Genomic DNA, 25,292 nt, shown 5'->3' on the forward strand with positions numbered 1-25,292 from the left:
TCCGCAATATAAGTGAACGGCTTAGCCTAACACCATCTTATAGTGCTGAATATCGCACTCCTCAAACATGTTACCCACCTTTTGGAAGCCGGTGCGCTCGTAAAGCGGAATGGCCCGCAACTGGGCGTGTAGGTACACCTGGGCGGCGTCGGGGGCTTCGGCGCGCACGTCGGCCAGCACAGCCTGCACCAGCGCGTCGCCCACGCCCTGGTTGCGAAACTCATCCAGCACGGCGAAGCGCTCCAGCTTCACGCCATTCTCGGTGGGGCGCCAGCGGGCGGCGCCGGCGGGCTGGCCGTCCACGAGGGCTAGGTAGTGGCGGGTGGTTCGTTGGCGGTCGTGCTGGTCGCACTCATCTTCGGCGGGCACGCCCTGGCCCTGCACAAATACTTTTTCGCGAATAGTGAAGGCCGCGTCGAGGTCGCGGAGGTCGGATACTTTGCTGACGGTGGTCATGGGCGTAGGTTCTTTATTCTGCAAAGAAAAGCCCGCTGTGCTAGGCACAACGGGCTTTCTTGGTTACGCTAGCATTTATGCTAACTAGGGCTACAGCGCCTGCTCATGATTCACGGGCAGCTCAGCTTCGGGCAGGTCGTAGTTGCGGTCGTCGGAGGGGCGGCGGTCGCGGTAACCGTTGCCCTGACGGTGGTCGTCGCGGCCACGGTCGTAGCCACCTTCGCGGCGGCGCTGCTTGTTTTCGGCGTCGCGGCGCTGCTCGGCCACGTCGTGCTTGTCGTAGGCTATCACAATGTCTTTTACCAGGCGGTGGCGCACCACGTCTTCGGCCGTCATTTCGACGTAGCCGATGCCAGGGATATCCTTCAGAATATCAAGCGCCTGCATCAGGCCCGACTTCTGGCGGGTGGGCAAGTCAATCTGGCTGCGGTCGCCGTTCACCATCACCTTGGCCGAGGGGCCCATGCGGGTCAGGAACATCTTAATCTGGCTCGGCGTGGTGTTCTGGGCCTCGTCGAGCAGCACGAAGGCGTTGTTGAGCGTGCGGCCGCGCATGTAGGCCAGCGGGGCGATTTCGATAATCTTGTTTTCCTGGTAAAACTTCAGCTTCTCGGCCGGAATCATGTCCTCCAAGGCATCGTAAATCGGGCGCAGGTAGGGGTCCACTTTCTCCTTCATATCGCCGGGCAAGAAGCCGAGGCTTTCGCCGGCCTCCACCACGGGGCGCGAAATGATGATTTTCTTCACCTCCTTATTCTTGAGCGCCCGCACAGCCAGCGCCACCGAAATATAGGTTTTGCCGGTGCCCGCCGGGCCCAGCGTAAAGGTGAGGTCGTGCTTGAGCACGGTATCCACCAGCTTTTGCTGGTTAGGCGTTTTGGCCTTGATGATGCCACCCTTGGCCCCAAACAAAATAACGTCGGGCGAGGCGGCGAGCACGCGGCCTTCGGCCTCTTCGGAAGTAGCCGAGAGGTGCAGGTTCACGTCGCGGTCAGTGATGACCCCATACTGATGGTAGTGCTCAATGAGCGAGCTCAGGATGTCATTGACTCGCGTGATAACATCAGCCGGACCCTGCACTTTGATTTCATTACCGCGCGACACAATTTTGGAGCCCGGAAAGGCGGCCGCAATGCGACGGATATTTTGATTGTCGGCCCCGAGGAAATCGACCAGGGAGACATTTTCGAGGGTGATGACTTTTTCGACCAAGCGCGTAAAGCAGGGAAAGAGGGAGGGAGAAAGCGAATTACTGGGGCCCTGACCAGCAGGCAGTGCCCGGTTGGCACCATTTTTACTACTGCCGCGGCCAGCCGGCCGGGGGCGGATTACCCCTACAACGGAACTACTTTTGCGGCCGTTCCAGCTACTGCGGCTGGCGGCTAAACAATACTACGAAAAAACCGGCGACTGGGGCATGGGGGTACTAACGCTACTAACGGACTTTGGCTACCGCGACCACTACGTGGCCGCACTCAAAGCCCGTTTGCTGCACCTAGGTCCTACCCTGCCGGTGATGGACATCACGCACGGCGTGGAGCCCTATAACATTGCGCACGCGGTGCACGTGCTGCGGGCCGTATTCCGGGATTTTCCGCTCGGCACCACGCACCTCATTGCGGTGAGCGACTACGGGGCCAGCCCCACTGGGGCCGTGGCCACGCCCGCCTGGCACGCTGCCCAGCACCAGGGCCACTACTTTGTGGCGGCCGACAACGGCCTGCTGGCCCTGCTCTGCGACGGCGTGCCCGAGCGGCTTGTGCGCCTACGCGGCGCGGCCCCGGCCACTACGGCCGCCCTGTTTGGCAATCCAGCCGGGTCCTTGCTGCCGCTGGTGGCCTTCAACCCCACCACCGACGTGCTGGCCCCGGCCGCCGTGCGGCTGGCCCTGGGGCAGCCCATCGATACGCTGGGCCAGCCCACCACCGAGCTTTACTCGCTCACCAACCGGCAGGTGCGCCTGCAGGACAACCGCATTACGGGCCACGTGGTGCACGTGGACCACTACGGCAACCTGATTACCAACATCTCGCGCGAGGCGGTGGAGGTGACGGGCCGGGAGCGGCTGCCCATCATCAAGTTTGGCCGCGAAACCGTGCGCGAGCTGCAGCCGCACTTCGCCGCGGCCCCGCCCGGCGAGATTGTGTGTGCCTTCAATTCGCAGGGCTGCCTGTGCATTGCCATCAACCAAGGCCACGCCAGCGAGCTACTGAGCATGTATTTCGACTCGCAGGTCGATGTGTGGTTTGATGCCGAAAGCCCAACTGCCGCGCCTGGCACCTAGGTTATAGTAAAAAGGACAGGGAGGCAAAAACCAGAAATGATTCCGGTTTTTGCCTCCCTGTTTGTTGTAAAACTTAGCTTTGGTGAAAGCTAAGGCGTGGTTTTGGTAGTGTCAGTCTGGGTGCTGTCGGGGCTGGCAGCCGTGATGTCCACTGTTTTGTTGTCCGATACAACTTCGGCGGTTTTGCTAGGTTCGGTGGCGGCGGGCTGGCTAGAGCACGAGGCCAGCAGGGCGCCCAGCACGAGGGCGGGGCCAGCAAGCCACAAGGGGCGGCAGGAAAGCGGATTCATAGAAAAGGGAGAAGACAATGGAAAGTAATGACTTGATTCTACGTGACGCTACCCCGGAAGTTTGGCCTGCCCCCTGCTGGCCCTAGGCGGCGCCTAGGTGCCCAGCCGCAGGCTATGCACGGCTTGGTGCCGCGACGCGGGCAGCGGCCGAGGTCTATTTGCGCCAGGGTTGCCAACCTCCAGGGGCATTGAGCGGTACTATTAGTGAGCCATTTTTCTTTTGCCAACCTAGGCGTTTCCCATGTCTGACTCCCCCACTTACTTCGCCTTCTACGGCCTGCCCGAAGCTTTTTTACTAGACGAGGCCGCCCTCAAGACTAAGTACTACCAACTCAGCCGCGAGCTGCACCCCGACTTTCATGCCCAGGACACGCCGGCGGCCCAGGCCGAAGCGCTGCGCCTCTCGACGCTCAATACCGACGCCTACCGCACCCTGCAAGACCCCGACCGCCGCATGGCTTACCTCCTCGGTCAGCACGGCTTGCTCGAGGAAGGCAGCGCCCAAAACCAACTGCCCGGCGACTTTCTGATGGAAGTAATGGAGCTGAACGAGCAGCTGATGGAGCTGGAGTTTGAGCCCGACTCCGCCGCCACCGCCAACCTCGAAGCTGAAGTAACGGCCCTGGCCGACACGCTCGATGCTGGTATTCAGCCCGTACTGGCGGGTTACGCGCAGCTGCCCCCCGACCACCGCCCCGCCGCCCTAGCTCAGGTCAAGACGTATTATCTAAAAAAGCGCTATCTCTTGCGGCTTCGCCAGCAATTGGCTACCTTTGCGGCCCGCTCGTGACTACCGGCCGAGTGGAATTGTTCTTGCCCGGATGGCGGAACCGGTAGACGCGATGGTCTCAAACACCATTACCGCAAGGTGTGCCGGTTCGACTCCGGCTCCGGGTACAGGAGCTACTGAAGCAGCTCTAAACTACTAAAAGCCCCCTTTTCAGCCCCGCTGAGAAGGGGCTTTTTCGTTTGGGTTAAAACGCAAGCACGCTGGACGAAGCACAGCGGCTAGGTATTCCATAGGTACTACCAACATGACACGAAAAAGCCCGGCCGGTTGGTCGGGCTTTTTCGTTGATAAAATACAATCATAAGTATTAAATAGCCTCATTACCGATGAGCCAATTAATGCAATCAGCAACACCGTTGTAATCCCTAATCAAATCAGGTAAGTAGCTCGACTTCATTAGATTAGCAAAGCTCGCCCATACCATTTCATTTTTACCTACAATACCTAAGTGAGTTTCTATACTTCCCATTCTCCAAAGCCAAATTCCGTGCAATAGTAACTTCTGGTGTATAGCTTCTATATGAGGTTGAGCCTTAATTTGATTAGCGAGCACAACGAACGCCTCTGCTGCCGTCATAGAAGAACTTTTTGCAGGCCAGCCATTTTGCGCGAGAGTTATTCCATTAGATGAAGCTATTTCGTCGAATATCATATGGCATGCAACTACATCAGTGTCTTCCTCGTCTAGAAATCCATCTTTAATGGCATTTATAAAACCAAAATCTAAATCAACAATTGACCTAGTTGGCAAGTCCATAACCTCTAACACTTGCATTGATTTTTTTGTACTTGCAACACCTCCCATTGATATAAGAGCATACTTATGAAGTCCCATCGATTTACCTGCTATCGCTTCGAACAATCTTGGTAATAGTTTTTGCTCTGTTCTACCTTCAGCAAGAATTATCTTTTCTGAAAACAAGATTTTTGACGAATTACTTAAAGAAAATAACAAACCTATTTGGCTCGCAGAATCAGCTTCTATATGGGGAACAGCAGACTTTAGTGTAGACCTTTTGTATGTTCCCCTAGCCCGTGTTTTTCTTATTAAAACAGCATCTGCTATATCATCTGAAGTGACCATTATTGCTGAATGAGTAGAAAATACAACTTGGTACCCTTCAGTTGAAAGAGCTTTAAGTGAATCTCGCACTATTTCTATTGCTTGGGGATGTAAGTAAAGCTCGGGTTCGTCGATAAGTAAAAGCGTAGTAGTATTATGATTCTCTTCCTCCCGTTTTAATTCGGCAAGATGTCGTATTAATGCCATCTGAATAGAGCGCTGCGCTCCGTGCCCTAATGACGATATATCCCTACCTTCTGAATCTTGGTGTTCGTAAATCTTGATTGTTCCTTTATTAAAAACTTCTTTTAATTCTGGCGTAGGAACATGTAGCTTTATATTAATATCAGGAAAGAATGAATCTATTTTCTGGTTTACTGCCGTATCAAACTGTCTTAATTCTGCTGCTCGGCTATGGCCATCAGCGTCCATTATACCCTTTAGCTCATCAAGAACATTTCTAACTTGAGCACCATACTGAGTTTCTAATGGCCCAATTATCTCGCCTAATAGCTTACCAATAGTTGTTGTTGTCTTAGACTTACTTACATCTTCTTCAGCATTTTCCATAGCACCAATTTGAATTGGCTCTGGAAACAATGCATTAAGAGCATTATCAATTCCGGTTGGATTAGAAACCCACTCACTACCCGCAGTAGCCTCTGAGCTAAATACTTGCAATTTAATTCTTGCTACACTATCCCCAGGCACAAGTTGCGTCCTTCTTATTTGCAGTGAACCATCTACGATAAATTTACTAATACTTACCTTGTGACTTGGAAGTATAGAATTAAGAAGCTCATCAGTTATCCCATCTATCCTACCCTCAACAACAACTGGCAAATCGAGATTATTGAAGTCATTTACTTGCAAACTTGTCCTACGCAATAGCCACTTAATAGCAGATAAAATATTGGATTTACCAGCATTATTATATCCGATTAATGGTGTATAAGCGGATAACTCAAATACTTCAGACAAGATTGACTTATAATTCTCTATTTTGATTTCAGCAAGCAGATGTGACATGTTTATTTTCTTTTGATGAAGAGCGAGATTGGTGGTTAGTAAATGGTGCGACGCTACCAGCACCTGTGACACTTGCGCTTCCCTATTTTCTGCGCCCCGGCCACAGGCATTGACTTGACTTCGTGCGTGCAGCGGTTCAAACCGTTACGCAGCGTGAGGGTAGGCAGAAAGTGCTCCATAGCTACCAAGATAGAGGGGTCGGCATGTTGGTACAGCTTTACCGTACTCTCTTAGGGCCTCCCGCTAGGCACAAACTCCAAAATGGGTACTGCGGCGGCCCTAGGTAGCCGCGCTCACAGCTTGATTTTCACGGCCACGCCCTCCGAGTAGTTTCGGAATTTTAGCAGCAGCGTGCTGGTTTGGGCGTCCCAGGTGTGCGTGGCCGGCTCGGGTTGGGCCTGGTGCGTTACTTCTATTTGCTTGGGGTTGGCGGGCAGCAAAATCCGCATCACGTTGTTCGTGTTGGCCGGGCTTTTGGTGGAGAACGAAACGATATTCTGCTGCACCTTGAAATCATACACCCGGGCAGCGGCGGCCAGCACGGCGGGCGCTTTCGCCTGCTTGGCGGGCGCTAACCGATACAGGAAAGCCTGTTGATTGGGAGCAATGGATTTGGATTGTAGGACAGGTAGCTCTGGATTGTAGAGGTCTAGCAACGGCCCCTGAATGATTAAAGGTTTTTGGTCTTCGTTTTCGTCCATCACCGCCGCTAGCGTATACGGCCCGCGGTCTAGCCGATACGAATTCTTAAATACCATTTTCCCCGCGTGCGCATCGTTTTCATACGCCTGCTGGATTTGCTTGATAAAGCGCTGGTCGGCATTAGGCTGCAAAACGATTTCCTTGGGGTCGGTTCTCGTTATATACACTTTTCCTTTGCCGTAGGTATAAGCAGCGTCTTGCTGGGCCGGCGGCAGCTGCATTACTTTCAGCAAATGCTCGAAGGGCGTATTGTATTTAAAATTACCCGTATTCCACCATTCTTTTACTTGCTGGAAAGGGTCCGCGTCTTTGCCATAATACACGAGCACGCCGCCCGCTTTCACCCATTCCGCTAGCTTTTCGTGCACTAGCGGCGAGGTTGGCTTCATGTTCGCGTAAGACAGCAACAATACGTTGGTGTCCTTAAGGGCTTCCGGATAAGCCAGGTTTTCCATGTGTACTAGGTCCACCGGAACCCCTCGTTTGAAGAGCGGCAGCGCCAGGCCGTAGAAGTTGGAAAGCTGCGGGTCTTCGTAGCCCTGGTGGGTAGGAAACCGCTGAAACATCATGGAATTGCCCAGCAGCACGGCTATGCCGCGGCTGCCGCTCACGTGGCTGGCGGCCTGGGGCATGGTGTTCAGGGCGTTAATCATGACCTGCATTTGGGTGGCGTAGGCGGGCGCGATGGGCTGCGGCTCGGCTTTATTCTCCACCGGAAACTTACCTAAGTAGATGCGGTTGGGCCAGGGCATCACCTCAAAATGATTTACCGTCGGGAACATCAACTCCGCCGTGAAAGTGGCTTCGTAATTCTTCTTATAATCGTCCCAGCTTCTGACGCCGTCTTCAATCGGGTCGGTTAGGAAATAAACCGTTTTCTTGGTGGGCGCCGTCATCGACAGCACGGAGCTGTATTCCAGGAATGCGTTTTCGAATACCCGTTCTTTCTTTACCCCATTAAAATAATTGGGCACGCGGGCGGTTCCGGTCCACACCTGGGCAATGTACCCGTCCATGCCGGGGAGCGCCGCTAGGCTGGCTTCCGGACTGATAATTTCCCAGGCCGAGTAATTCAGTAAGGAATGAGTAGGCACAAAGCATTTCACGCGCTGGCCTTTGCTTTCGCTATAGGTTTTTATATAGGAGAATATTTCTTTTAAGGCATTAAAATACAGATGATATTTAAGCTTAGATGATAAATAAGTAGCCTCGGGCGATTCGTGCTGCGGCAGCCAGGGGAAATGGTAATAGTCCTGCCATTCCTGCTTAAACGTTTCGCTGTAGCCGCCCCGGGCCCAATACTCGGGCTCTTCTAAGTAGATGGCCGTCACCCCGAAGTCAATTGCCGCTTTGACCTGGGTCTTCATGTATTCTAAATAGCTCCGCGAGGGCACCACGTAGGGTACCGTGGGGCCGTGCAGAATGGGCGTACCGTCGCGTTCCCGCTGGATGTCGGCGTCGTGCTGTTTGCCGTCGAAGCGGCCATCGAAGTAGCTCTGGTAGTTGCCCCAGGCAATGCCCGTCATGAATTGCACGTCGTAGCCCTTGCCGGTCCAGGAGGCCGCGCGGGCCGGGAAGTCATCCCCAATGCCGTAGAGCATCACGATGTCGGACCGTACATCGACGGCGGCGCTCCAGGGCTGGTCTATCTGGAACGAAGTTGTTTGGGGCTTGCTGCGTGTCGGTTGAGCAAAAGCCGAATTACAAAGGAGCAAAGACAAACCCAAAGAAACTCGCTTCATCATGCTGCTACTAGTACGTTACTAAACTGTTTTACAGACTTCTACCTTAGCACCGTCGATAACCGATTAACTTCGGCGCTATGGCCACTCGGCAGCGGCGAAGCCGCCCGGCGGCAGGGCCTAGGCAGGGCCTTTTATCAAGCCTGAGGCCAGCCGGCCAGTTTGGGGCTTAGGTGCAATAGTAGTCCAGATTCGGCAAGGCTGCACAAACACCAGAGGGGTGGCGGCCTCTTCCCAAGGAGATAGGGTACTGGTTGAGAACGCCGCTCACCAGCCGCGTTGCCAGGTTTTGCTAGCATAACCGCGGCTAGCAGGAGCAGCCACGGCCGCACCCACAGGCAGCGGCGGGGTTAGCTACCTAGGGGACCTGATAAGGCGCGAGCGGGCGCGGGTGAGCGCGGGTGGCGAGCGGCATTTTAGCTGGGCCGAATGAGTGGGCAGCAAGCGGCGCCGGGGGGTGGCTGGGCTAAGCCGACCCTAGGCGGCCGGTTGGGAATGAGCCGCAGCACTATTCACACATTGGCTTGCACAAACTTGGCTGGCCGTGCGTAGCTTTACTGAAACCGGCTGACAGGGCTTTTTTACGCAATATATCGTCATCAGGTGCTGTTTATCAAGGGCGGCGATGCCTGCTTTCCTTGCCGAGTCCCCACTTACCCGTCTGCCTATTTTCCTGCCCTACTATGCTCGCAGAGCTACCGCATCCTGCCCTATCTACTCGTGCTCCTGCCCTACTTTTTGCTAAGCCCGGCTGGCCGGCCAGCGCCAGTGACCTAGGCGCAGCTCGGTCCGGCCGGCTGGCTATTCACTGGCTGCTCGCGCTGCTGCTACTTCTGCTAAGCGGCGCGGCCACCACGGCCCTAGGGCAGGCCACCACGCCCCCCGAGTGCAGCCAGGACGAGAAGTTTGCCAACACCTGGTATTTTGGCTACCGGGCGGGGCTCGATTTCAACCAGGCTACCGATTCCATTCCGCCCACGGTGCTGACCGATGGCCGGATGACGGCCCCCGCCGGGGCGGGGGTAATGTCAGACGGTACCGGCAAGATTCTCTTCTACAGCAACGGCGATACCATCTGGAACGGCAACCACACCGTTATGACCAATGGCACGGGCATGGGCGGCAGCCGGCTCGTCACCGACGGGCCCTTGCCCATCCGGATGCCCGGCAGCCCGCCCGTGGGCATGCCGGGGGCGCTAACGCGCTACCTCATCTTCACGCAAGACGCGGCGGGCGGCCCTAGGGGCCTGAGCTGGTCGGAAATTATCATTCCGGCCGGCGGCGGACCCGGCACCGTAACCCTCGCCACCAAGAACACGCCGCTTACGCAGGGCACGACCGAGAAAATGACGGGCGTGTTTCACAAAAACGGCTGCGACATCTGGATTATCGTGCACGGCTGGGGCAATGCCAAGTCCGGCACCGCCAACCGGGGCGACTCGTTTCTGGCCTACCGCGTAACGACCGCTGGCGTGAACCCGACGCCGATTATCTCCACCGTGGGCTCGCTGCACGCGCCGAGCGTGTCGCCGCTGGGCTACCGCGGGCAGATGAAGGTGACGCCCGACGGCCAGCGGCTGGCCGTGGCCCGCTACAGCGAGGTAGTGGGCGACAGCAGCAGCACCGTTGAGCTATTTAGCTTTGATACCAGCACGGGCCAGGTGAGCGCCAATCCCCAGCGGCCATTTATTGTTGACAGCGGCGAGGGTAAGTACTACGGGGTCGATTTTTCGGCCGGCAGCAAGCTCTACGCCACGGTGATGAACCCGCCCAAGCTGCTGCAATTTGATATCAGCGGCAACGGGCCGGTTAACAAGCAGAGCATTCCGCTCCGGCAAACCACGCCGGTGAACCTAGGCTCGCTGCAAGCGGCGCCAGATGGCAAAATCTACGTGGCCCGCGAAAACCAACCGGCCCTGGGCTTCATCACCTACCCCGACTCGGTGGGGGCCAAGGCCCGCTACGCCGATGACAGCCTGACCTTGCGGCTGAGCGGCCGCAGCAGCGGCCTGGGCCTGGTCAATTTCAACCAAAGCTCGCTGTTGCGGGTGGGTTTCAGCTACCAGTCTACCTCCTGCCTGGGCATCACGTTTACAGCGCCGCCCATTGATTTTGATAACAAGGTTTACGCGTGGGATTTTGGCGATGGCGCCACGTCTACGCTGGAAAACCCCCAGCACACCTACGCGGCCCCCGGCAACTACGTAGTGACCGTGCGCATCACCACGAACTGCTTTTGCCGCGAATCGCAGGGCCAGATTCTGGTGCCGGGCGCGCCCACGCCGGGCAGCATCGGCCCGGCGCAGGCGCTGTGCGCCGGCGGCACGCCGGCCCCGCTCGCCAGCACGGCCGCGGCCGGCGCGGGCACCGGGCAGTTCAGCTACCAGTGGCAATCCTCGGCCGACAACGCCACCTGGGCGGACATCAGCGGCGCCACTGCCCCCGGCTACGCGCCGGGCGCGCTCACGGCCACCACCTACTTCCGGCGGCTGGTAACCTCGGGCTTCTGCGCGCCGCGCACGCCCACGGCTTCCGTGGCCATCACCGTGCTGCCCGCGTTGGCAGCTGGTAGCATTGCCGCCGACCAAACCGTGTGCGCGGGCACCGCGGCAGCTCCACTATCGAGCAGCACGCCCGCTGCAGGCGGCAGCGGCACGTTTGCCTACCAGTGGGAAGCTTCGGCGGACAACAGCACCTGGGCGGCCATTGGCGGCGCTACCGGCGAAAACCTCTCGCCCGGCGTGCTCACGGCTACTACGTACTTCCGCCGCCGGGTAACCTCCGGCCCCTGCGCCGCACTCTCCAACACCGTGACGATAGCTGTGACCCCTGCCCTGGCGGCCGGCAGCATCGCCGCCGACCAGGTACTGTGCGCCAACAACACCCCTAGCCCCCTCACCAGCAGCGCCGCGGCTACGGGCGGCACCAGCGCCATTGCCTACCAATGGGAATTTTCGCTTGATAACAGCGCCTGGGCGGCGATAAACGGCGCCACTGGCCTAACCTATGCGCCGGGCGCGCTGTCGGTTACCACGTACTTCCGGCGCCGGGCCAGCTCCAGCACTACCTGCGCCCCGGTGTTCTCCAATGTCGTGACTATCACCGTAGCTCCGGTGCTGACGGCGGGCGGCATTGCGGCCGACCAAGGGCTGTGCACCGGCAGCACCCCCAGCCCGCTTACCAGCACCGCCGAAGCCGGGGGCACCAGCGGCATCACGTACCAGTGGGAATCGTCGCTCGACAACGCCACCTGGACCGCCATCGGCGGGGCCACGGGCCCAACGTTCGCACCGGGCGCGCTCACGGCCACGACCTACTACCGGCGCCGGGCCACGTCGAGCACCGCCTGCGCGCCGGTCGTGTCCAACGTTGTGACCATTACCGTAGCGCCGGCCCTGACGGCGGGCAGCATTGCGGCCGACCAACTATTCTGCGCCGGCGCCACGCCCAGCCCGCTCACCAGCACCAGCGCCGCCGCGGGCGGCACGGGCACCATCGCCTACCAGTGGGAATCGTCGGCAGACAACAGCGCCTGGACGGCGCTGGCGGGCGCCACCGGCCCTACCTACGCACCGGGCCAGCTGAGCGCGACGACTTACTTCCGGCGCCGGGCGACATCAGGGCCGTGCGGCCCGGTGTTCTCCAATGTCGTGACCATTACCGTGGCCCCGGCCCTGACGGCCGGCACCATCGGCGCCGACCAAACGCTGTGCCTAGGTGCCACACCCAACGCCTTGAATAGAGCAGCCAGCCCCAGCGGGGGCACGGGCAGCTACGCCTACCAGTGGGAATCGTCGGTTGATAATGCGACCTGGGCGGCCATTGCCGGCGCCACGGGCCCCGACTATGCGCCCGGCCCACTCACGGTTACCACGTACTTCCGGCGCCGCCTTACCTCGGGGCCGTGCGGCCCGGTGTACTCGCCCGTCGTCACCCTCACGGTGTTGCCGACGCTGAATGCGGGCACCATTGCGGCCAACCAGACTATTTGCGCCGGGGCCACGCCGGGCGCGCTCAGCAGCATCCTAGGGGCTGCGGGCGGCACGGGCACGTTTGCCTACCAGTGGGAATCGTCGACGGACAATGCCAGCTGGACCGCTATTGCTGGCGCTACCAATGCCACATTTGCGCCCGGCGCGCTCACGGCCACCACGTACTTCCGCCGCCGGGTAGCCTCGGGCACCGGCACCTGCTCAATGGGGATTTCCAACGTCGTGACGATACTGGTGCAGCCCGTGGTGACGCCCACCGTGAGCTTGACGGCCCCGCCGGTGCAGTGCCCCGGCACGGCCCTCACCTTCACGGCCGTAGCGGCCAATGCGGGCGCCGCGCCCACGTTTAGCTGGTTTGTTAATAACGTGGCCGTGGCCAGCGGCCCCACCTTCACCAGCAGCACGCTGGCCACCGGCGACCTGGTGCGGGTGGAGGTAACGCCCACCGCGGGGCTGTGCAGCACCGGCGCAGCCGTAGCCACGGTCACCGTCACGCGCACACCCACCACGACCCCCACGCTCACCATTGCGGCGCAGCCCAACGCACCAGTTTGCCCCGGCGAGCCGCTGACCTTCAGCATCGCCAGCGTAACCGGCGCGGGCGCGGCGCCCAGCTACCAGTGGCAGATTAATGGCAATGACGTAGCCGGGGCCACGACCCCGGTTTTCACCAGCACCACGCTGCGCGATGGCCAGACCGTGACGCTGCGCCTGCGCACGACCAACGAGTGTGGCCAGCTTACAACGGCCGTTTCCAATGGCGTGGTCGTGCGCATTCAGCCGCCGGTGGTGGTAAACGCCGGCCCCGACAAGGAGATTCTGGCCGGCACCTCCGTAACCTTGGAAGGCACCGCCGATGGCACCTACCCCGTGACCTGGTCGCCGGCTCTGGGGCTGACGATTCCGCCCAGCAACCCGCTGCGGCCCATTGCGGCGCCGCTGGTTACGACCACCTACACCCTCTCGGCCGGCACCGGCGGCTGCGCCAGCTCCGACCAGGTGACCGTGACCGTGCGCCCGGCCATCCGCATTCCCAATGCCTTTACGCCCAACGGCGACGGCCGCGACGATACCTGGCAGATTGAGTTTATCGAGCAGTATCCCGACAACACCGTGAACGTGTTCAACCGCTGGGGCAACAAGATTTTCTCGGCCACCAACTACAGCCGGGCCAATGAGTGGCGCGGCGACATCAACGGCCAGCCCGCCCCGGTGGGCACCTACTACTACGTCGTCGTCACGAAGGGCCCGCTCGGCAAGTCCTACGCCGGCTCGATTACGATTCTGTACTAAACTACCCGCCCGGCGGCACCAGCCGCCGGGCTACCTTCTTTCTAGCTAGACGCTTAGTTCTCTCCCGGTTATGAAAAGAGTTTTATCGCTGCTCCTTCCCCTGCTGCTGCTCGCTGCCGTGCCGGCCCTGGCCCAGCAGCAAGCCCAGTACAGCCAGTACATGAACAACAACTACATTCTCAACCCCGGCGCGACGGGCGTGGAGGATTACATTGATGTCAAGTTCAGCTACCGCACCCAGTGGACGGGCCTGGAAGGGGCACCCAAGACGTACTACGCCAGCATCACCTCCTCGCTGGGCAAGTGGCGCACCACCGACAAGCGCACCATGCGTGACCGACAGCGGCCGTTTCACGCCATCGGGGGCCTCGTGTACAACGACGTGACCGGCCCCACGAGCCGGCTCGGCGCCTACGGTTCCTACGCCTACAACGTGGTGCTGACGCGCAACATCCGGGCGGCGCTGGGCGTGTCGGCGGGCATGCAGCAGTTCTCCGTCGATGGGCAGCTGCTGCGCTTCTACGACCCCACCACCAGCGCGGCCAGCGCCGCCTCGCGGGTGTTTGATGCCTCGGCCGGCTTGTGGGTTTACAGCCCCGATTTCTACGTGGGAGTATCGGGGGCGCAGCTGCTGGGCAATCGGCTCAACTTCTCCTACGGGCCTGGCCAGGTAGGCGCGGGGGCACCCGGCAACTCGCTGCGGCGGCACTACTTTGCCACGGCGGGGGTGCGGCTGCCGCTCAGCGAAGAGTGGTCGGTGGTGCCGTCGGTGCTGGTTAAGGCCGTGAATCCGGCCCCGCTTTCGGTCGATGTCAACGCCAAGCTCAAGTACCGCGACCTGCTGTGGGCCGGCGTATCGTGGCGCGCCTTCGACTCGGTAGTGGCGCTGGTGGGCCTCAGCTACGAGCAATTCACCCTAGGCTACTCCTACGATGCTGGCATCTCGGAGCTGGCCGGCTACAACAGTGGCAGCCACGAAATACTGCTGGGCCTGCGCCTCAAGAAAAAAGCCCAGGTCGTGTGCCCCGACAACAAGTTCTGGTAAGCCGAACGGCCTAGGGCACCCCTACTGATAAAAAGCCTGTCATTGCTGCGCTACGCTTGCAATGACAGGCTTTTTACGTTCCTAAAAATTACCAGTATTGGCTACTTACTGGTCATGAGCGCGGCCATCGTCTCGATGCCGTCCCAGAGGTTACCTAGGCGAATATTCTCGTTTTCGGCGTGCTGGTTGTTGTCGTAGTTGGCCACGGGCACGGTGAGCGTGGCGGCGCCCAGTTCCTGCTTGAAGACGTAGAGCGGCAAGCTGCCGCCCGAGGTCGGGAGCAAGACTATCGGCTGGGCCACGGTCGATTGCACGGCCTGCACCACGCTGCGCGCCACGGGCGAATCTAGGGGCGTGCGCTGGGCGTTGTAGCCGGTTTCGGGGGTCACGCGCACCAGGCGCGGGTGCTGAGCGCGCTCGGCGTCGGTGGGCTCGGCGCGGGTCACGAAGTAGCCCTGGCGCTGGAGGTGGCGCACTACTTTCTCGGTTTGGCGCTGGTAGTCATTGCCCAGCACGAGGCGCAAATCCAGCATGGCCTCGGCGGTGGTTGGGATGACGTTGGCGGCCTGCGCGCCCACATTGGCGCTGCGCAGGCCGTTGATATTCAGGGAAGGTTGATTAATGAGCGCGACCAGCGACTGGCCCGCGCCATCAGGGCGGGCAAAGCCGAGCTCGCGCTGCAGGTCGGCCTCCACGGCGGGCACGCGGCGCACGGCCTCCAGCTCAGCGGCGGTGAGGGGCACCACGTCGTCGTAGAAACCGGCGATGGTGACGCGGCCGGTGCTGTCCTTCATCGAGGCCAATAGCTGGGCCAGCCCTAGGGCGGGATTGGGTGCCCAGTTGCCGTAGTGGCCGCTGTGCAGCGGGCGTTTGGGGCCGTACACGGTGAGGCCCACATTGACATCGCCGCGGGCGCCGAACACGACCTGCTTGCGGCCCGACTGGTGCACCGGCCCGTCGCAAATTATCCAGAGGTCTGATTTCAGCAAGTCGCGGTGCTGGTGCAGCAGCTCGGCCAGGTGCGGCGAGCCCTTCTCCTCCTCGCCTTCGAAGAAAAACTTGAGGTTGACGGTGGGCTTGATGCCGCGCTGGGCCAGGGCCTGGTAGGCCGACAGAATACTCATCACGCCGGCCTTGTCGTCGGAGCTGCCGCGGGCGTAGAGGCGCCACTCGGGGTTGAGCGGGGTGCCGGGCGCGGGCAGCGGCAGCAGCTGGCCGCCATTGGCGAGCGAGCCGCTGGCCAGCACGGGTTTGAAAGGACTCAGGCCGGGCGCCCACTGGGCCGGGTTAACGGGCTGGCCGTCGTAGTGGGCGTAGAACACCAGTGTGCGGGTGGCGCCGGGCACGCGCACCTCGCCAAACACGGCGGGCGGCACGCCGGGCGTGGTGGCCCGCAGCAGTTGCACGTGGGTGAGGCCGCGCTGGCGCATCATGTCGGCGATGGTGGCGGCGGTGCGGCGCAGCCCGGCGCTATCGGCCGCCACGCTCGGAATGGCCAGCAGCCGCAGGTATTCGGCCAGCAATTCGTGCTCGTGCTGCTGCCGGTACTGCCGCACCTGCTGCAAGATGCTGGCGGCCGGCCCGGCCGCCAGCAAGAGCCCTAGGGTGGCTACGAAGCCAAGCAAGCGGCCAAGCGGATAAGTATGCTTCATGGCGCCGAAGTAAGGCGAAAAAGGGTGAAAGTCAGCGGCGGCTACTTGGTTGTAAGGCTTATTTTTCAAGTAACACAACGTCCGTCATGCAGAGCGTAGCGAAGCATCTCGCTCCATTGCTTACGTTTTGATTACTGCACCACGCGAAATGCTTCGCTACGCTCTGCATAACAGACGTTGTGTTGATGCAGCCAATTCCGGAATAAGCTTACCAGTACCTACGCCACCTTTCGCATTTCCTTGCGTCATTTGGCCGTTGGCCGGCGTGTGCGTTTCCAGCGGTTGGCTACGCGCGCCCGGCGTTGTTCATATGGCTATTTCTCGACTCGCATTTATCCTGTTTTGCTGGCTGCTGCTGCCCCTGGGTGGCCGGGCCCAGATGGCATACCCCGCGCCGGTGGCCGGCGATTTTACGCTGCCGAACTTCAAGTTTGTGAGCGGCGAAACGCTGCCCGTATTGCGCCAGCACTACACCACCGTGGGGCAACCTAGGCGCGACAAAGCGGGCCGCATCACCAATGCCGTGCTCATCATGCACGGCACCACGGGCGCGGGCACCAGCTTTTTGAGCGACCTGTTTGCCGGGCGTTTATTCGGGCCGGGGCAGCCGCTGGACGCGGCCAAGTACTACGTCGTCTTGCCCGACGCCATCGGCCACGGCCAGTCGAGCAAGCCAAGCAACGGGCTGCGCATGAAGTTTCCGAAGTACACCTACGACGACATGGTGGTGGCCAACTACCGGCTGCTGACCGAGAAGCTCGGCGTGCAGCACCTGCGCCTAGTCATGGGCACTTCCATGGGCGGCATGGAAACCTGGGTGTGGGGCTACACCTACCCCGGCTACATGGATGCCCTGCTACCCCTGGCCAGCCTGCCCGTGGAGATAGCCGGCCGCAACCGCATGCTGCGTAAAATGGCCATCGACCTCATCGAAATGGACCCCGCCTGGCAGGGCGGCAATTACACCGCCCAGCCCAAAACCGGCCTGGCCGGCGCCGCCTCCTCGATGATAGTGATGGGCAGCAGCCCCAAGCAGATGCAGAAGCTGGCCCCCACCCGCGAGCTCGCCGAAGCCGCCCTAGCCAAGACCGAGGCCAACTTTTACCGCACCCTCGATGCGAATGATTTTATTTACCAGTTCGACGCCTCGCGCGACTACAACCCCGCCCCGCACCTCGGTAGCATCAAGGCGCCGCTGTTTGCCATCAACTCGGCCGACGACCAAGTGAACCCGCCCGAGCTGGGCATTCTGGACATCGAGATTAAGAAGGTAGCGCAGGGCCGCTACATCTTGCTGCCCATCACGGACCTCACCACCGGCCACGGCACCCACTCTAACCCCGCCATTTGGGGCAGCTATTTGCAGGAATTACTAGCCCTGACCGAGAAGCCGCAGTAGACTAACGCAAGGCTCACCTGACGCGGTTTCGCAATCAGGGTACGGCCACGTGGTAGCGCGGACTTTCAGTCCGCGAGTGGACTAGCCACCTGAACTAGCGGACTGAAAGTCCGCGCTACTGCACCCATTTTCGAAGCTTTTCTAGGTCCATCGCCCCACTCTTTTCTAGCAGAAAGGATGGGGCTTTTTCGTGGCGCCTAGGTAAGCAAAAAGCCGCTGCCAACTCCCGAACCGGCAACAGCTTTTATTTCCTGGATTCAGGAAGTATCAATATTCTTAAAATTATCTATACCTTAGGAATCAAAATATATCCCCTCATATCACAATTGCCTGCGTATGGCCGTTTCGACCTCTACTCCTAAGATTAAAGTGGCGGTGCTGGGCGGCGGCGTGGCCGGCATGAGCGCCGCCCACGAGCTAGCCGAGCGGGGCTTTGCGGTGGATGTGTACGAGCGGCAGCCGGTGTACGTGGGCGGCAAAGCGCGCTCGGTAGACGTGCCCTTCGACAAGCTTTTGCAGCTGCACGACGTGGCGCTAGGTACCCCGGCTGGGGCGCCGGCCCCCGATGCGGCGCCCCGGCCCGACCTGCCGGGTGAGCACGGGTTTCGGTTTTTTCCGGGCTTCTACAAGCACATTACCGACACCATGAAGCGCATTCCCTACGGCACTAACAAGCAGGGCGTGTTCGATAATCTGGTGGCCTCGCAGCGGGTGCTGCTGGCGCGGTTTGGCCAAGCGCCGCTGCCGGCGCTGGTCAATTTTCCGAAGACCTGCGCCGACCTCGAAACCATTGTGCAGGACCTAACTCAGGCAAACACCGGCCTCACGGCTGCTGATAAGAAGCTGTTTGCCCGCAACCTGTGGCAGATTCTGACCTCGAGCTACGAGCGCCGCCAGCAGGTGTACGAGCGCCAAAGCTGGTGGGACTTTATGCAAACCGACGCCGAGCGCCACCGCGATTCGCTGCCGCCCCAGGCCCCGCTGCGGCCCGACGCGCTCGCCGACATCCACCACCACCTAGGGGGCGCCGCCGAGGCCAAGCCCAACGTGCCCTTTCCCTACGAAATCTACTGCGTGGGCGGCCTCACGCGCTCGCTGGTGGCGGCTCAGCCCAAGCTGATGAGCGTGAAAACCGGGGGCGACATTCTGCTGCAGTTGCTGCTGCTCATCGGCGACCCCACGGCCCACACCGACCGCATTCTCAACGGCCCCACCAACGAGGTGTGGCTCAATCCCTGGCTCGATTATCTGACCACCCTAGGGGTGCGCTACCACCACCACCGCTACGCCACGCGCCTCGAGTGCGACCCCGATACGCGCCGCGTTACGGCCGCCTTTGTGCGCCCCGAGGTGGGCGACGCCGAGGAGCGCATCGAGGCCGATTACTACGTGGCCGCCGTGCCCGTGGAGCAAATGGCCCAGGTGCTCAAAAACAGCCCTGACCTGCTGAAAATCGACGCTACGCTGGGCTTTATCGAGAAGCTGGCCGCCCCCGCCACCAAGGCCCTGAACTGGATGAACGGCATCCAATTTTACCTAAATGTGGACGTGCCGCTGGCCCCCGGCCACATCATTTGCCTCGACTCGCCGTGGGCCGTCACGGCTATTTCGCAGGCGCAGTTTTGGCCGCAGCACCCGCTCTCGGGCTACGGCAATGGTGAGGTGAAAGGCCTGCTGTCGGTGGACGTCAGCAACTGGTTTGAGAAGGGCCTGAACCACAAAACGGCCGAGAAATGCACCCTGCCCGAAATCGTGCGCGAGGTGTGGGCCGAGCTCAAGAAAAGCCTCACGCAGGCCAATGGCGAGTGCCTGCTCACCGACGCCATGTGCGTGGGCTGCTACGTCGATTCGGACATCGAGCCCGGCACCAACCGGCCGGTGCCGCCGCCCATCAAGAGCCCCTTTGTGGCCGACCACAACACCGAGCCGCTGCTCGTGAACACGGCCAACTCGTGGAGCCTGCGCCCCGAGAGCTTTTGCGGCGTCGAGAACCTGTTTCTGGCCTCCGACTACGTGCGCACCAACACCGACCTGGCCACCATGGAAGGCGCCAACGAGGCCGCCCGCCGCGCCGTCAACGGCATCATCGCGGCCAGCGGCAGCGGGGCGCCGTTCTGCCAGATTTGGCAGCTGCACGAGCCCGACGTGCTGGCCGTGCTGCGCTGGCGCGACCGCCGCCGCTTTGCCAAAGGCCTGCCCTGGAGCGATGCCCTAGGCGACCTGCCCACCCGCCTGCTGCATGAAGCCAATTACTGGTGGCAGCACCTGCGGCGCCCGGCCCGGCGCCCCGCCACCGCCGTTACCAGCACCATTTCTTAGCCCGCCCCAATGACTGCCTGGATTAATACGCGCGACTATTCTACGCTGGAGCTGCTGGTGTTCGGGGCCGGCTGCGTGCTGTGGATAGTGGTGTACCTGTACACGCTGCGCAACCTGCGGCGGCACCAGTTTATGGATATTCCGCTGGCCACGGTGTGCGGCAACATCGTGTGGGAATTTTTGTGGAGCTGGGTGTTCACGACCGACATGGGGGCACTGTTTCAGTGGGGCTACCGCTGCTGGTTTTTTCTCGATTGCGTCATCGTCGTGGGGGCCTTTCGCTACGGCTACAAGCAAGTGACGCTGCCGGGGCTGCGCGAGCGGGCGGCGGCGCTCTTTGGGTTTGGCATCGTGGCGTGGGCGCCGGTGCTATACTTCTACATCGCGCGCTACGATGCGCCCATCAGCCACATGGGGGCCTACTCGGGCTACATTCTCAACGTACTCATTTCGGTGCTGTACCTGCCGCTGTATTTGCGGCTGCGGGCGCAGCCCGAGGGCGCCCTGTTTTCGGGGGGCAGCGCGTGGGCCAAGGCGGTGGGCAACGCGCTCATCAATTGGTTTTGCTTTCTGCATTTCCGCGATGGTTTCTTGCTGAGCTTGTGCGTGCTGACGTCGGTGTTCGACGTGGCCTACCTGCTGCTGGCGGCCGACCGCCGGGCAGTTAGGGTGCCGGCTCCCGCCCTCTCGCCCGCCGTTTCCTAGGTATGCAGCTCCGTCCGTTTTGGCGCTGGCTCGGCTTCGAGGCCCTACCGTCTGAGGAGGTGAAGCGCCGCACCACTGCCATCGAGATGGGCATTTTTATGGCTACCGGCGGGCTGGTATATGCGCTGGTGTACGCGGCGCTCGGCTTTGCCAGCCTGCCGCTGATGGCGCTGCTCTACGTGGCTTCCTTCGGGCTCAACCTGCTGGGTCTGCACCTTACGGGCCGTTTTGGGCTGTATGAGCGGGTGCAGCTGGCGAGCGCGCTGCTGTTTCCGCTGGCGGGCCACGTGCAGCTCGGCGGCTTCCAAAACAGCTCGATGCTGGTGCTGGCGGTGTTCCTGGCCCCGGCGGCGGCGCTGCTTTTCAACTCGGTGGCCGTGGCCCGGCGCTACTTCTACGCGGCGGCGGTAACACTTATTCTGGCAGGCATTTGGGACTATTGCTACGCACCGGATGAGCGCCTGCCGCGGCTGGTGCTGGCGGTATTTGCGGTGCTGAGCCCGCTGTTCACGTTCACTATTCTGTACTTTCTCATGGAAAGCTTTCGCCGCAAGCAGGAGCAGCTGCGGGCCGAATTGCAGCAGTCGCTCGACCACTTGCAAGCCACCCAGGCCCAACTAGTACAGCGCGAAAAAATGGCGAGCCTAGGCGAGCTCACGGCCGGCATTGCCCACGAAATTCAGAACCCGCTCAACTTCGTCAACAACTTCGCCGACGTGAGCACCGAGCTGCTTGATGAGCTGCGCGAAGAGCAGCTGAAGCCAGCGCCCGACCCCGAGCTGGCCGCCGAGCTGCTGGCCGACTTGCGCCAGAACCTGACCAAAATAACGCAGCACGGGCAGCGGGCGGGCAGCATCGTGCGGGCCATGCTCGCGCACTCGCGCACCAGCACCGGCGAGCGCCAGCCCACCGACCTCAACGCCCTCGCCGACGAATACCTGCGCCTGGCCTACCACGGCCTGCGCGCCAAAGACAAGTCATTCAACGCCACCCTGCTGCCCGACCTGGCGCCCGGCCTGCCCCTGGTGCCGGGGGTGAGCGCCGACCTAGGGCGCGTGCTGCTCAATCTGTTTACCAATGCGTTCTACGCCGTGCACCAGCGCCAGCGGATGGGCGCCGAGCCCGCCTACGTGCCCACCGTGGGCGTGAGCACGCGGGCCGTGGCTGGCTACCTAGAAGTGCGCGTGTACGACAACGGCCCCGGCATTGCGGCCGACATCAAAGACAAGATTTTCCAGCCCTTTTTCACCACCAAGCCCACCGGCGAAGGCACGGGCCTAGGCCTCTCGCTGGCGCACGACATCATCGTGCAGGGCCACGGCGGCACGCTCACCGCGGAGAGCGTGCCGGGAACAGGTACCACGTTCACCATTACGCTGCCGGGCCAGGCCACCTAGGTCACCGGCCCCGGTCATTATTCAACAAAACGGATGCGCTGCACCTACCTTCTTATCCTCTTATTCCAGGCGCTGCTGGCGGCGGGGCAGGCCGTGCCCTACGGCCACAACCCCGCCGCGGGGCACTACCAGACGGTGCGCGGCGTGCGGCTCTACTACGAGGCGTACGGGGCGGGGCCGCCGCTGTTGCTCATCCACGGCAACGGGGGCAGCATCCAGGATTTCCGGCAGAATATTCCCTACTTCGCCCGGCACTACCGCGTACTGGCGGTGGACAGCCGCGCTCACGGCCGGTCAGTGGACCGCGGCGATTCGCTGAGCTTCGAGCTGATGGCCGACGACTTTGCGGCCCTGCTCACCAACCTGCACCTCGACTCGGCCTACGTGCTGGGCTGGAGCGACGGCGGCATCAACGCCGTAGTATTGGCCCTGCGCCACCCCAAACTGGTGAAGCGCCTGGTGGCCACCGGCGCTAATTTCTCGCCCGACTCCACGGCCCTGACGCCCGCGCTGTGGCGCCAGCAGCAGCGCGCCTACCAAGAAAACAAAGGCAAAACCTTGACCGACCCCAAGCAGCAAAACGACTGGAAAGTATTCCTGCTCGACGTGTTTCAGCCTCATATTCCGCTGCCTAGGTTGCGCCAAGTCGCGGCCCCAGCCTTCATCATCGCCGGCGACCGCGACCTGATTACGCTGGAACACACCGTGGCTATCTACCGCCACCTGCGCCGCGTCTGGCTCTGGATAGTACCCGACAGCGGCCACGCCACCTTGCAAGAGCACGCCGACGAATTTAACCGCAAGGCGGACGCTTTCTTTCGGGCGAAGAGTATTTCGAGCGCTCCGCACTAATCAAGTCTCAATAATTGTCCGTCATGCTGAGCACAGCCGAAGCATCTCTACCGCATTATTGAACGGTGCGGTGGAGATGCTTCGGCTGCGCTCAGCATGACGGACAATTATTGAGACTTGATTGTAGTCGGTCCTAAGCAGACTTGCTAGGCCAACCTACTCCCGCGTCAGCACCACCAGCACAATCACTTGGCTGGGGTCTTTGGGCGAAAGTTTATTCTCGAAACTGTCCAGCTCGTAGCCTTTGGCCAGCCATTCTTTTACCTCCGGGAAGGTGAGTAGTTCCGCTTTAGAAAAGGGCACGGGCTTACTTTTCTGGCCCTTCTTTGCCCCTTCGGAAAAGAAGGTCAGTAGTTTGGTAGCCGGCAGGGTTTCTTCAGACATGCTAGTGTGGATAAGTCGGTTGTTTAGTGTGGATAACCCGTTGTTGTCAGATTCGGCTTTACAGATTGCGCAGCCAGGTAGCGCGGGCGGCCAGTTGCTCGGGCGTGGCGGCAGGGTCTGGTGCGAAGTAGTAGCGCTGAATTTCCTCGCCTGAGGTCAGCTTGACTTGCACTTCCTTGGGGGCGGCCGTGCCGCGCCGAATGCGCAGCCCTAGGTTAGTACCCGGCGTGCGGACGGCCATGCGGCTCTTGCTGAGGCCGGCGTAGGCGGGGCCTACCACGGGCTCGTCGCCCACGGCCAGCAGCTCGTCGCCGGGCAAGATGCCAGCGGCTTGCATGGCGGGGCTGGGCTGCTTGATGAACACGCTGCCATCTTCGTGGCGGTCGTAGGCCACCGAGCCAAAGCCAGTGAGTTGGTGGCCAGTGGGGTGCTCCGCCTCGTAGCGAATACCGACGCGCCCTAGGTACTGCTGCAGCGGCAAAGGCTCGGCACCCTGCACGTAGCGCTTGAAGAAGTCGCCAATCTCCGGATACGTTAGGGCGGTGAAATCTTGGAAGAAGTTTTGCTCGCTGATGGGGTGGTCGGGACCGTATTTTTTGGCGAGCTGCAGGAGTACGTCGCGCAGGCCGCGGGTGCCGTGGCTCAGCTCCAGCAGGCGCAGGTCAAGCATGGTAGCCGTGAGGGCGCCGCGCTGGTAGATGTTGCCATACTGGCGCTGGCCTTCGTCGGTGAACGATTTGAGACCTAGGCGGCTGAGGGTGTAGGTGCTATCGTAGCCGGCGCGGTCGGTCTGCTCCTCGTCGTGCAGTACCGACAGGTAGTCGGGTAGCGGCACTAGGCCGCCGCGGAGCTGCATCATGTGGGCGGCCCACTCGGTCACGCCCTCGTACAGCCAGAGGTGCTCCGAGCCGGTGGGCTGCACGAAGTTGAAGTGCTCCACCACTTCGGAATGGATGTTGAGCGGCGTCACGATGTGGAAGAACTCGTGGGCGGCGATGTCCACCACATTCTGCCCAAACTCCGGCGTCAGCGCGCCCTCTCGCATAATGTATTCGGAGCTGTAGGAGTGCTCCCAGGCGCCGGCGCCCTTGTCGCTAAACAGGTAGAGGAAGGCGTAGCGCTTCACCGGCAAATCGCCCCCTAGGAAGGCCTGCGCGGCGCCGAGCATCTTCTGCATGCTGCCGAGCAGCGGCTGGGCCTGCACTTGGCCCTTGGCCGAGTAGCAGTAGAGGGCCACGTCGGCGTTGCCCACTTTGGTGGTGGTGCTGGTGAGGTTGCCGAGCAAGATGGGCGAGTCCACGGCCTGGTCGTAGCTCTTGGCGTGGTAGTAACCCTGCTTATCGGCCTCCAGCACGGTGCCGACCTGCCAGGCGCTGGGGTAGTTGAGCTTGAGGCGCAGCGACTTGGCCTGCCAGCCCTGCGGGTAGCCGAGCACGGTTTGGCCATTGACGAGGGCGTGGTCGGCCTCCAATGACGAGCCGCACATGAGGTACACGTTGTGCTCGGGCACGGGCGTGGCCCAGGTTTCGGCGATGGTGTAGCGGATTTCGCGGGTCTTTTCAGGCTCGGCCAGCTCCCACTGGTTAGTGCTGAGCTGCTTGCTACCTAGGGGCTTGCCCTTGGCATCGAAGGCGGCGAAGTCGCGCACGTAGCGGCCCATATCCATGACCTGGTAGGTGCCGGGCGCAGTGGCTGCAAACTGGTACACGGCCTGCGCCTTGCTGAGCTTGGGCACTTCGAGCCGCACCTGAAACTGGTGCGCGGCTGCCGTGGGGTCCATCGTGACGGTGTAGGTGAGCTCGCGGGGCGCCCGCGAGGCGTAGGCGGGGGCCGCGGCGGCAAGCAGCAGGCTAAAAAGGGCAGCTAGTTTCAAAAGCAAAACGGGGTATAGGAAGTAG

17 protein-coding genes and 1 tRNA gene are annotated in these 25,292 nt (G+C 61.0%); 10 read left to right on the plus strand and 8 right to left on the minus strand.

Features of this window, described 5'->3' with window-relative positions; translation table 11 throughout:
- Nucleotides 1-21: 21 nt before the first annotated feature.
- The gene (locus ACFSDX_RS12710) at nt 22-480 is read right to left on the minus strand and encodes a GNAT family N-acetyltransferase (protein WP_382314008.1); all 459 of its coding nucleotides are present in this window, start codon (nt 478-480) and stop codon (nt 22-24) included.
- A gap of 66 nt (nt 481-546) precedes the next feature.
- Entirely contained in the window at nt 547-1,668 is a 1,122-nt protein-coding gene (locus ACFSDX_RS12715; protein WP_382314010.1) for a PhoH family protein, read from the minus strand.
- Between the two features lie 139 nt (nt 1,669-1,807).
- Here ACFSDX_RS12715 and ACFSDX_RS12720 point away from each other — a divergent pair, with 139 nt between their 5' ends.
- Complete coding sequence (locus ACFSDX_RS12720; protein ID WP_382314012.1) at nt 1,808-2,740, plus strand: SAM hydrolase/SAM-dependent halogenase family protein; 933 nt, start codon at nt 1,808-1,810, stop codon at nt 2,738-2,740.
- 89 nt (nt 2,741-2,829) lie between these two features.
- Here ACFSDX_RS12720 and ACFSDX_RS12725 read toward each other — a convergent pair whose 3' ends face one another.
- The gene (locus tag ACFSDX_RS12725) at nt 2,830-3,030 is read right to left on the minus strand and encodes a hypothetical protein (protein ID WP_382314015.1); all 201 of its coding nucleotides are present in this window, start codon (nt 3,028-3,030) and stop codon (nt 2,830-2,832) included.
- 241 nt (nt 3,031-3,271) lie between these two features.
- Here ACFSDX_RS12725 and hscB point away from each other — a divergent pair, with 241 nt between their 5' ends.
- Nucleotides 3,272-3,820: a Fe-S protein assembly co-chaperone HscB gene (gene hscB / locus ACFSDX_RS12730; RefSeq protein WP_382314017.1), complete on the plus strand. Its 549-nt coding sequence runs from the start codon at nt 3,272-3,274 to the stop codon at nt 3,818-3,820.
- A 25-nt stretch (nt 3,821-3,845) separates the two neighbouring features.
- A tRNA-Leu gene (locus ACFSDX_RS12735) sits at nt 3,846-3,927 on the plus strand.
- Between the two features lie 200 nt (nt 3,928-4,127).
- On the opposite strand, the gene ACFSDX_RS12740 is transcribed toward ACFSDX_RS12735, so the two are convergent.
- Nucleotides 4,128-5,912 (minus strand): ATP-dependent nuclease, encoded by a 1,785-nt coding sequence (locus ACFSDX_RS12740; RefSeq protein WP_382314019.1) that lies wholly within the window; start codon nt 5,910-5,912, stop codon nt 4,128-4,130.
- A gap of 293 nt (nt 5,913-6,205) precedes the next feature.
- The gene (locus ACFSDX_RS12745) at nt 6,206-8,335 is read right to left on the minus strand and encodes a hypothetical protein (protein WP_382314021.1); all 2,130 of its coding nucleotides are present in this window, start codon (nt 8,333-8,335) and stop codon (nt 6,206-6,208) included.
- A gap of 704 nt (nt 8,336-9,039) precedes the next feature.
- Here ACFSDX_RS12745 and ACFSDX_RS12750 point away from each other — a divergent pair.
- Both ACFSDX_RS12750 and ACFSDX_RS12755 read left to right on the plus strand, forming a co-directional pair.
- Nucleotides 9,040-13,641: a T9SS type B sorting domain-containing protein gene (locus tag ACFSDX_RS12750; RefSeq protein WP_382314023.1), complete on the plus strand. Its 4,602-nt coding sequence runs from the start codon at nt 9,040-9,042 to the stop codon at nt 13,639-13,641.
- A 70-nt stretch (nt 13,642-13,711) separates the two neighbouring features.
- The gene (locus ACFSDX_RS12755) at nt 13,712-14,686 is read left to right on the plus strand and encodes a PorP/SprF family type IX secretion system membrane protein (protein WP_382314025.1); all 975 of its coding nucleotides are present in this window, start codon (nt 13,712-13,714) and stop codon (nt 14,684-14,686) included.
- Between the two features lie 101 nt (nt 14,687-14,787).
- Here the strand turns inward: ACFSDX_RS12755 and ACFSDX_RS12760 are convergent, their stop codons facing one another.
- Nucleotides 14,788-16,338: a M20/M25/M40 family metallo-hydrolase gene (locus ACFSDX_RS12760; protein ID WP_382314027.1), complete on the minus strand. Its 1,551-nt coding sequence runs from the start codon at nt 16,336-16,338 to the stop codon at nt 14,788-14,790.
- Nucleotides 16,339-16,648: 310 nt separating this feature from the next.
- Between ACFSDX_RS12760 and ACFSDX_RS12765 the strand changes: the two genes are divergently transcribed.
- The 5 genes from ACFSDX_RS12765 (at nt 16,649) to ACFSDX_RS12785 (ending at nt 23,010) form a co-directional block, all read left to right on the plus strand.
- Entirely contained in the window at nt 16,649-17,737 is a 1,089-nt protein-coding gene (locus ACFSDX_RS12765) for an alpha/beta fold hydrolase (protein WP_382314029.1), read from the plus strand.
- 336 nt (nt 17,738-18,073) lie between these two features.
- Entirely contained in the window at nt 18,074-20,056 is a 1,983-nt protein-coding gene (locus ACFSDX_RS12770; protein WP_382314031.1) for a hydroxysqualene dehydroxylase, read from the plus strand.
- 9 nt (nt 20,057-20,065) lie between these two features.
- Nucleotides 20,066-20,761, plus strand: a complete 696-nt coding sequence (locus ACFSDX_RS12775) for a transmembrane-type terpene cyclase (protein ID WP_382314033.1) — start codon at nt 20,066-20,068, stop codon at nt 20,759-20,761.
- A 2-nt stretch (nt 20,762-20,763) separates the two neighbouring features.
- Nucleotides 20,764-22,158, plus strand: coding sequence for a sensor histidine kinase (locus ACFSDX_RS12780; RefSeq protein ID WP_382314035.1), 1,395 nt, complete (start codon nt 20,764-20,766; stop codon nt 22,156-22,158).
- Between the two features lie 33 nt (nt 22,159-22,191).
- Entirely contained in the window at nt 22,192-23,010 is an 819-nt protein-coding gene (locus tag ACFSDX_RS12785; RefSeq protein WP_382314038.1) for an alpha/beta fold hydrolase, read from the plus strand.
- A 156-nt stretch (nt 23,011-23,166) separates the two neighbouring features.
- Here ACFSDX_RS12785 and ACFSDX_RS12790 read toward each other — a convergent pair whose 3' ends face one another.
- Nucleotides 23,167-23,394 (minus strand): hypothetical protein, encoded by a 228-nt coding sequence (locus tag ACFSDX_RS12790; RefSeq protein ID WP_382314040.1) that lies wholly within the window; start codon nt 23,392-23,394, stop codon nt 23,167-23,169.
- A 58-nt stretch (nt 23,395-23,452) separates the two neighbouring features.
- Nucleotides 23,453-25,267 (minus strand): M61 family metallopeptidase, encoded by a 1,815-nt coding sequence (locus tag ACFSDX_RS12795; protein WP_382314043.1) that lies wholly within the window; start codon nt 25,265-25,267, stop codon nt 23,453-23,455.
- Nucleotides 25,268-25,292: the final 25 nt, after the last annotated feature.

The organism is Hymenobacter bucti, from assembly GCF_042681145.1.
Lineage (GTDB): Bacteria > Bacteroidota > Bacteroidia > Cytophagales > Hymenobacteraceae > Hymenobacter > Hymenobacter bucti.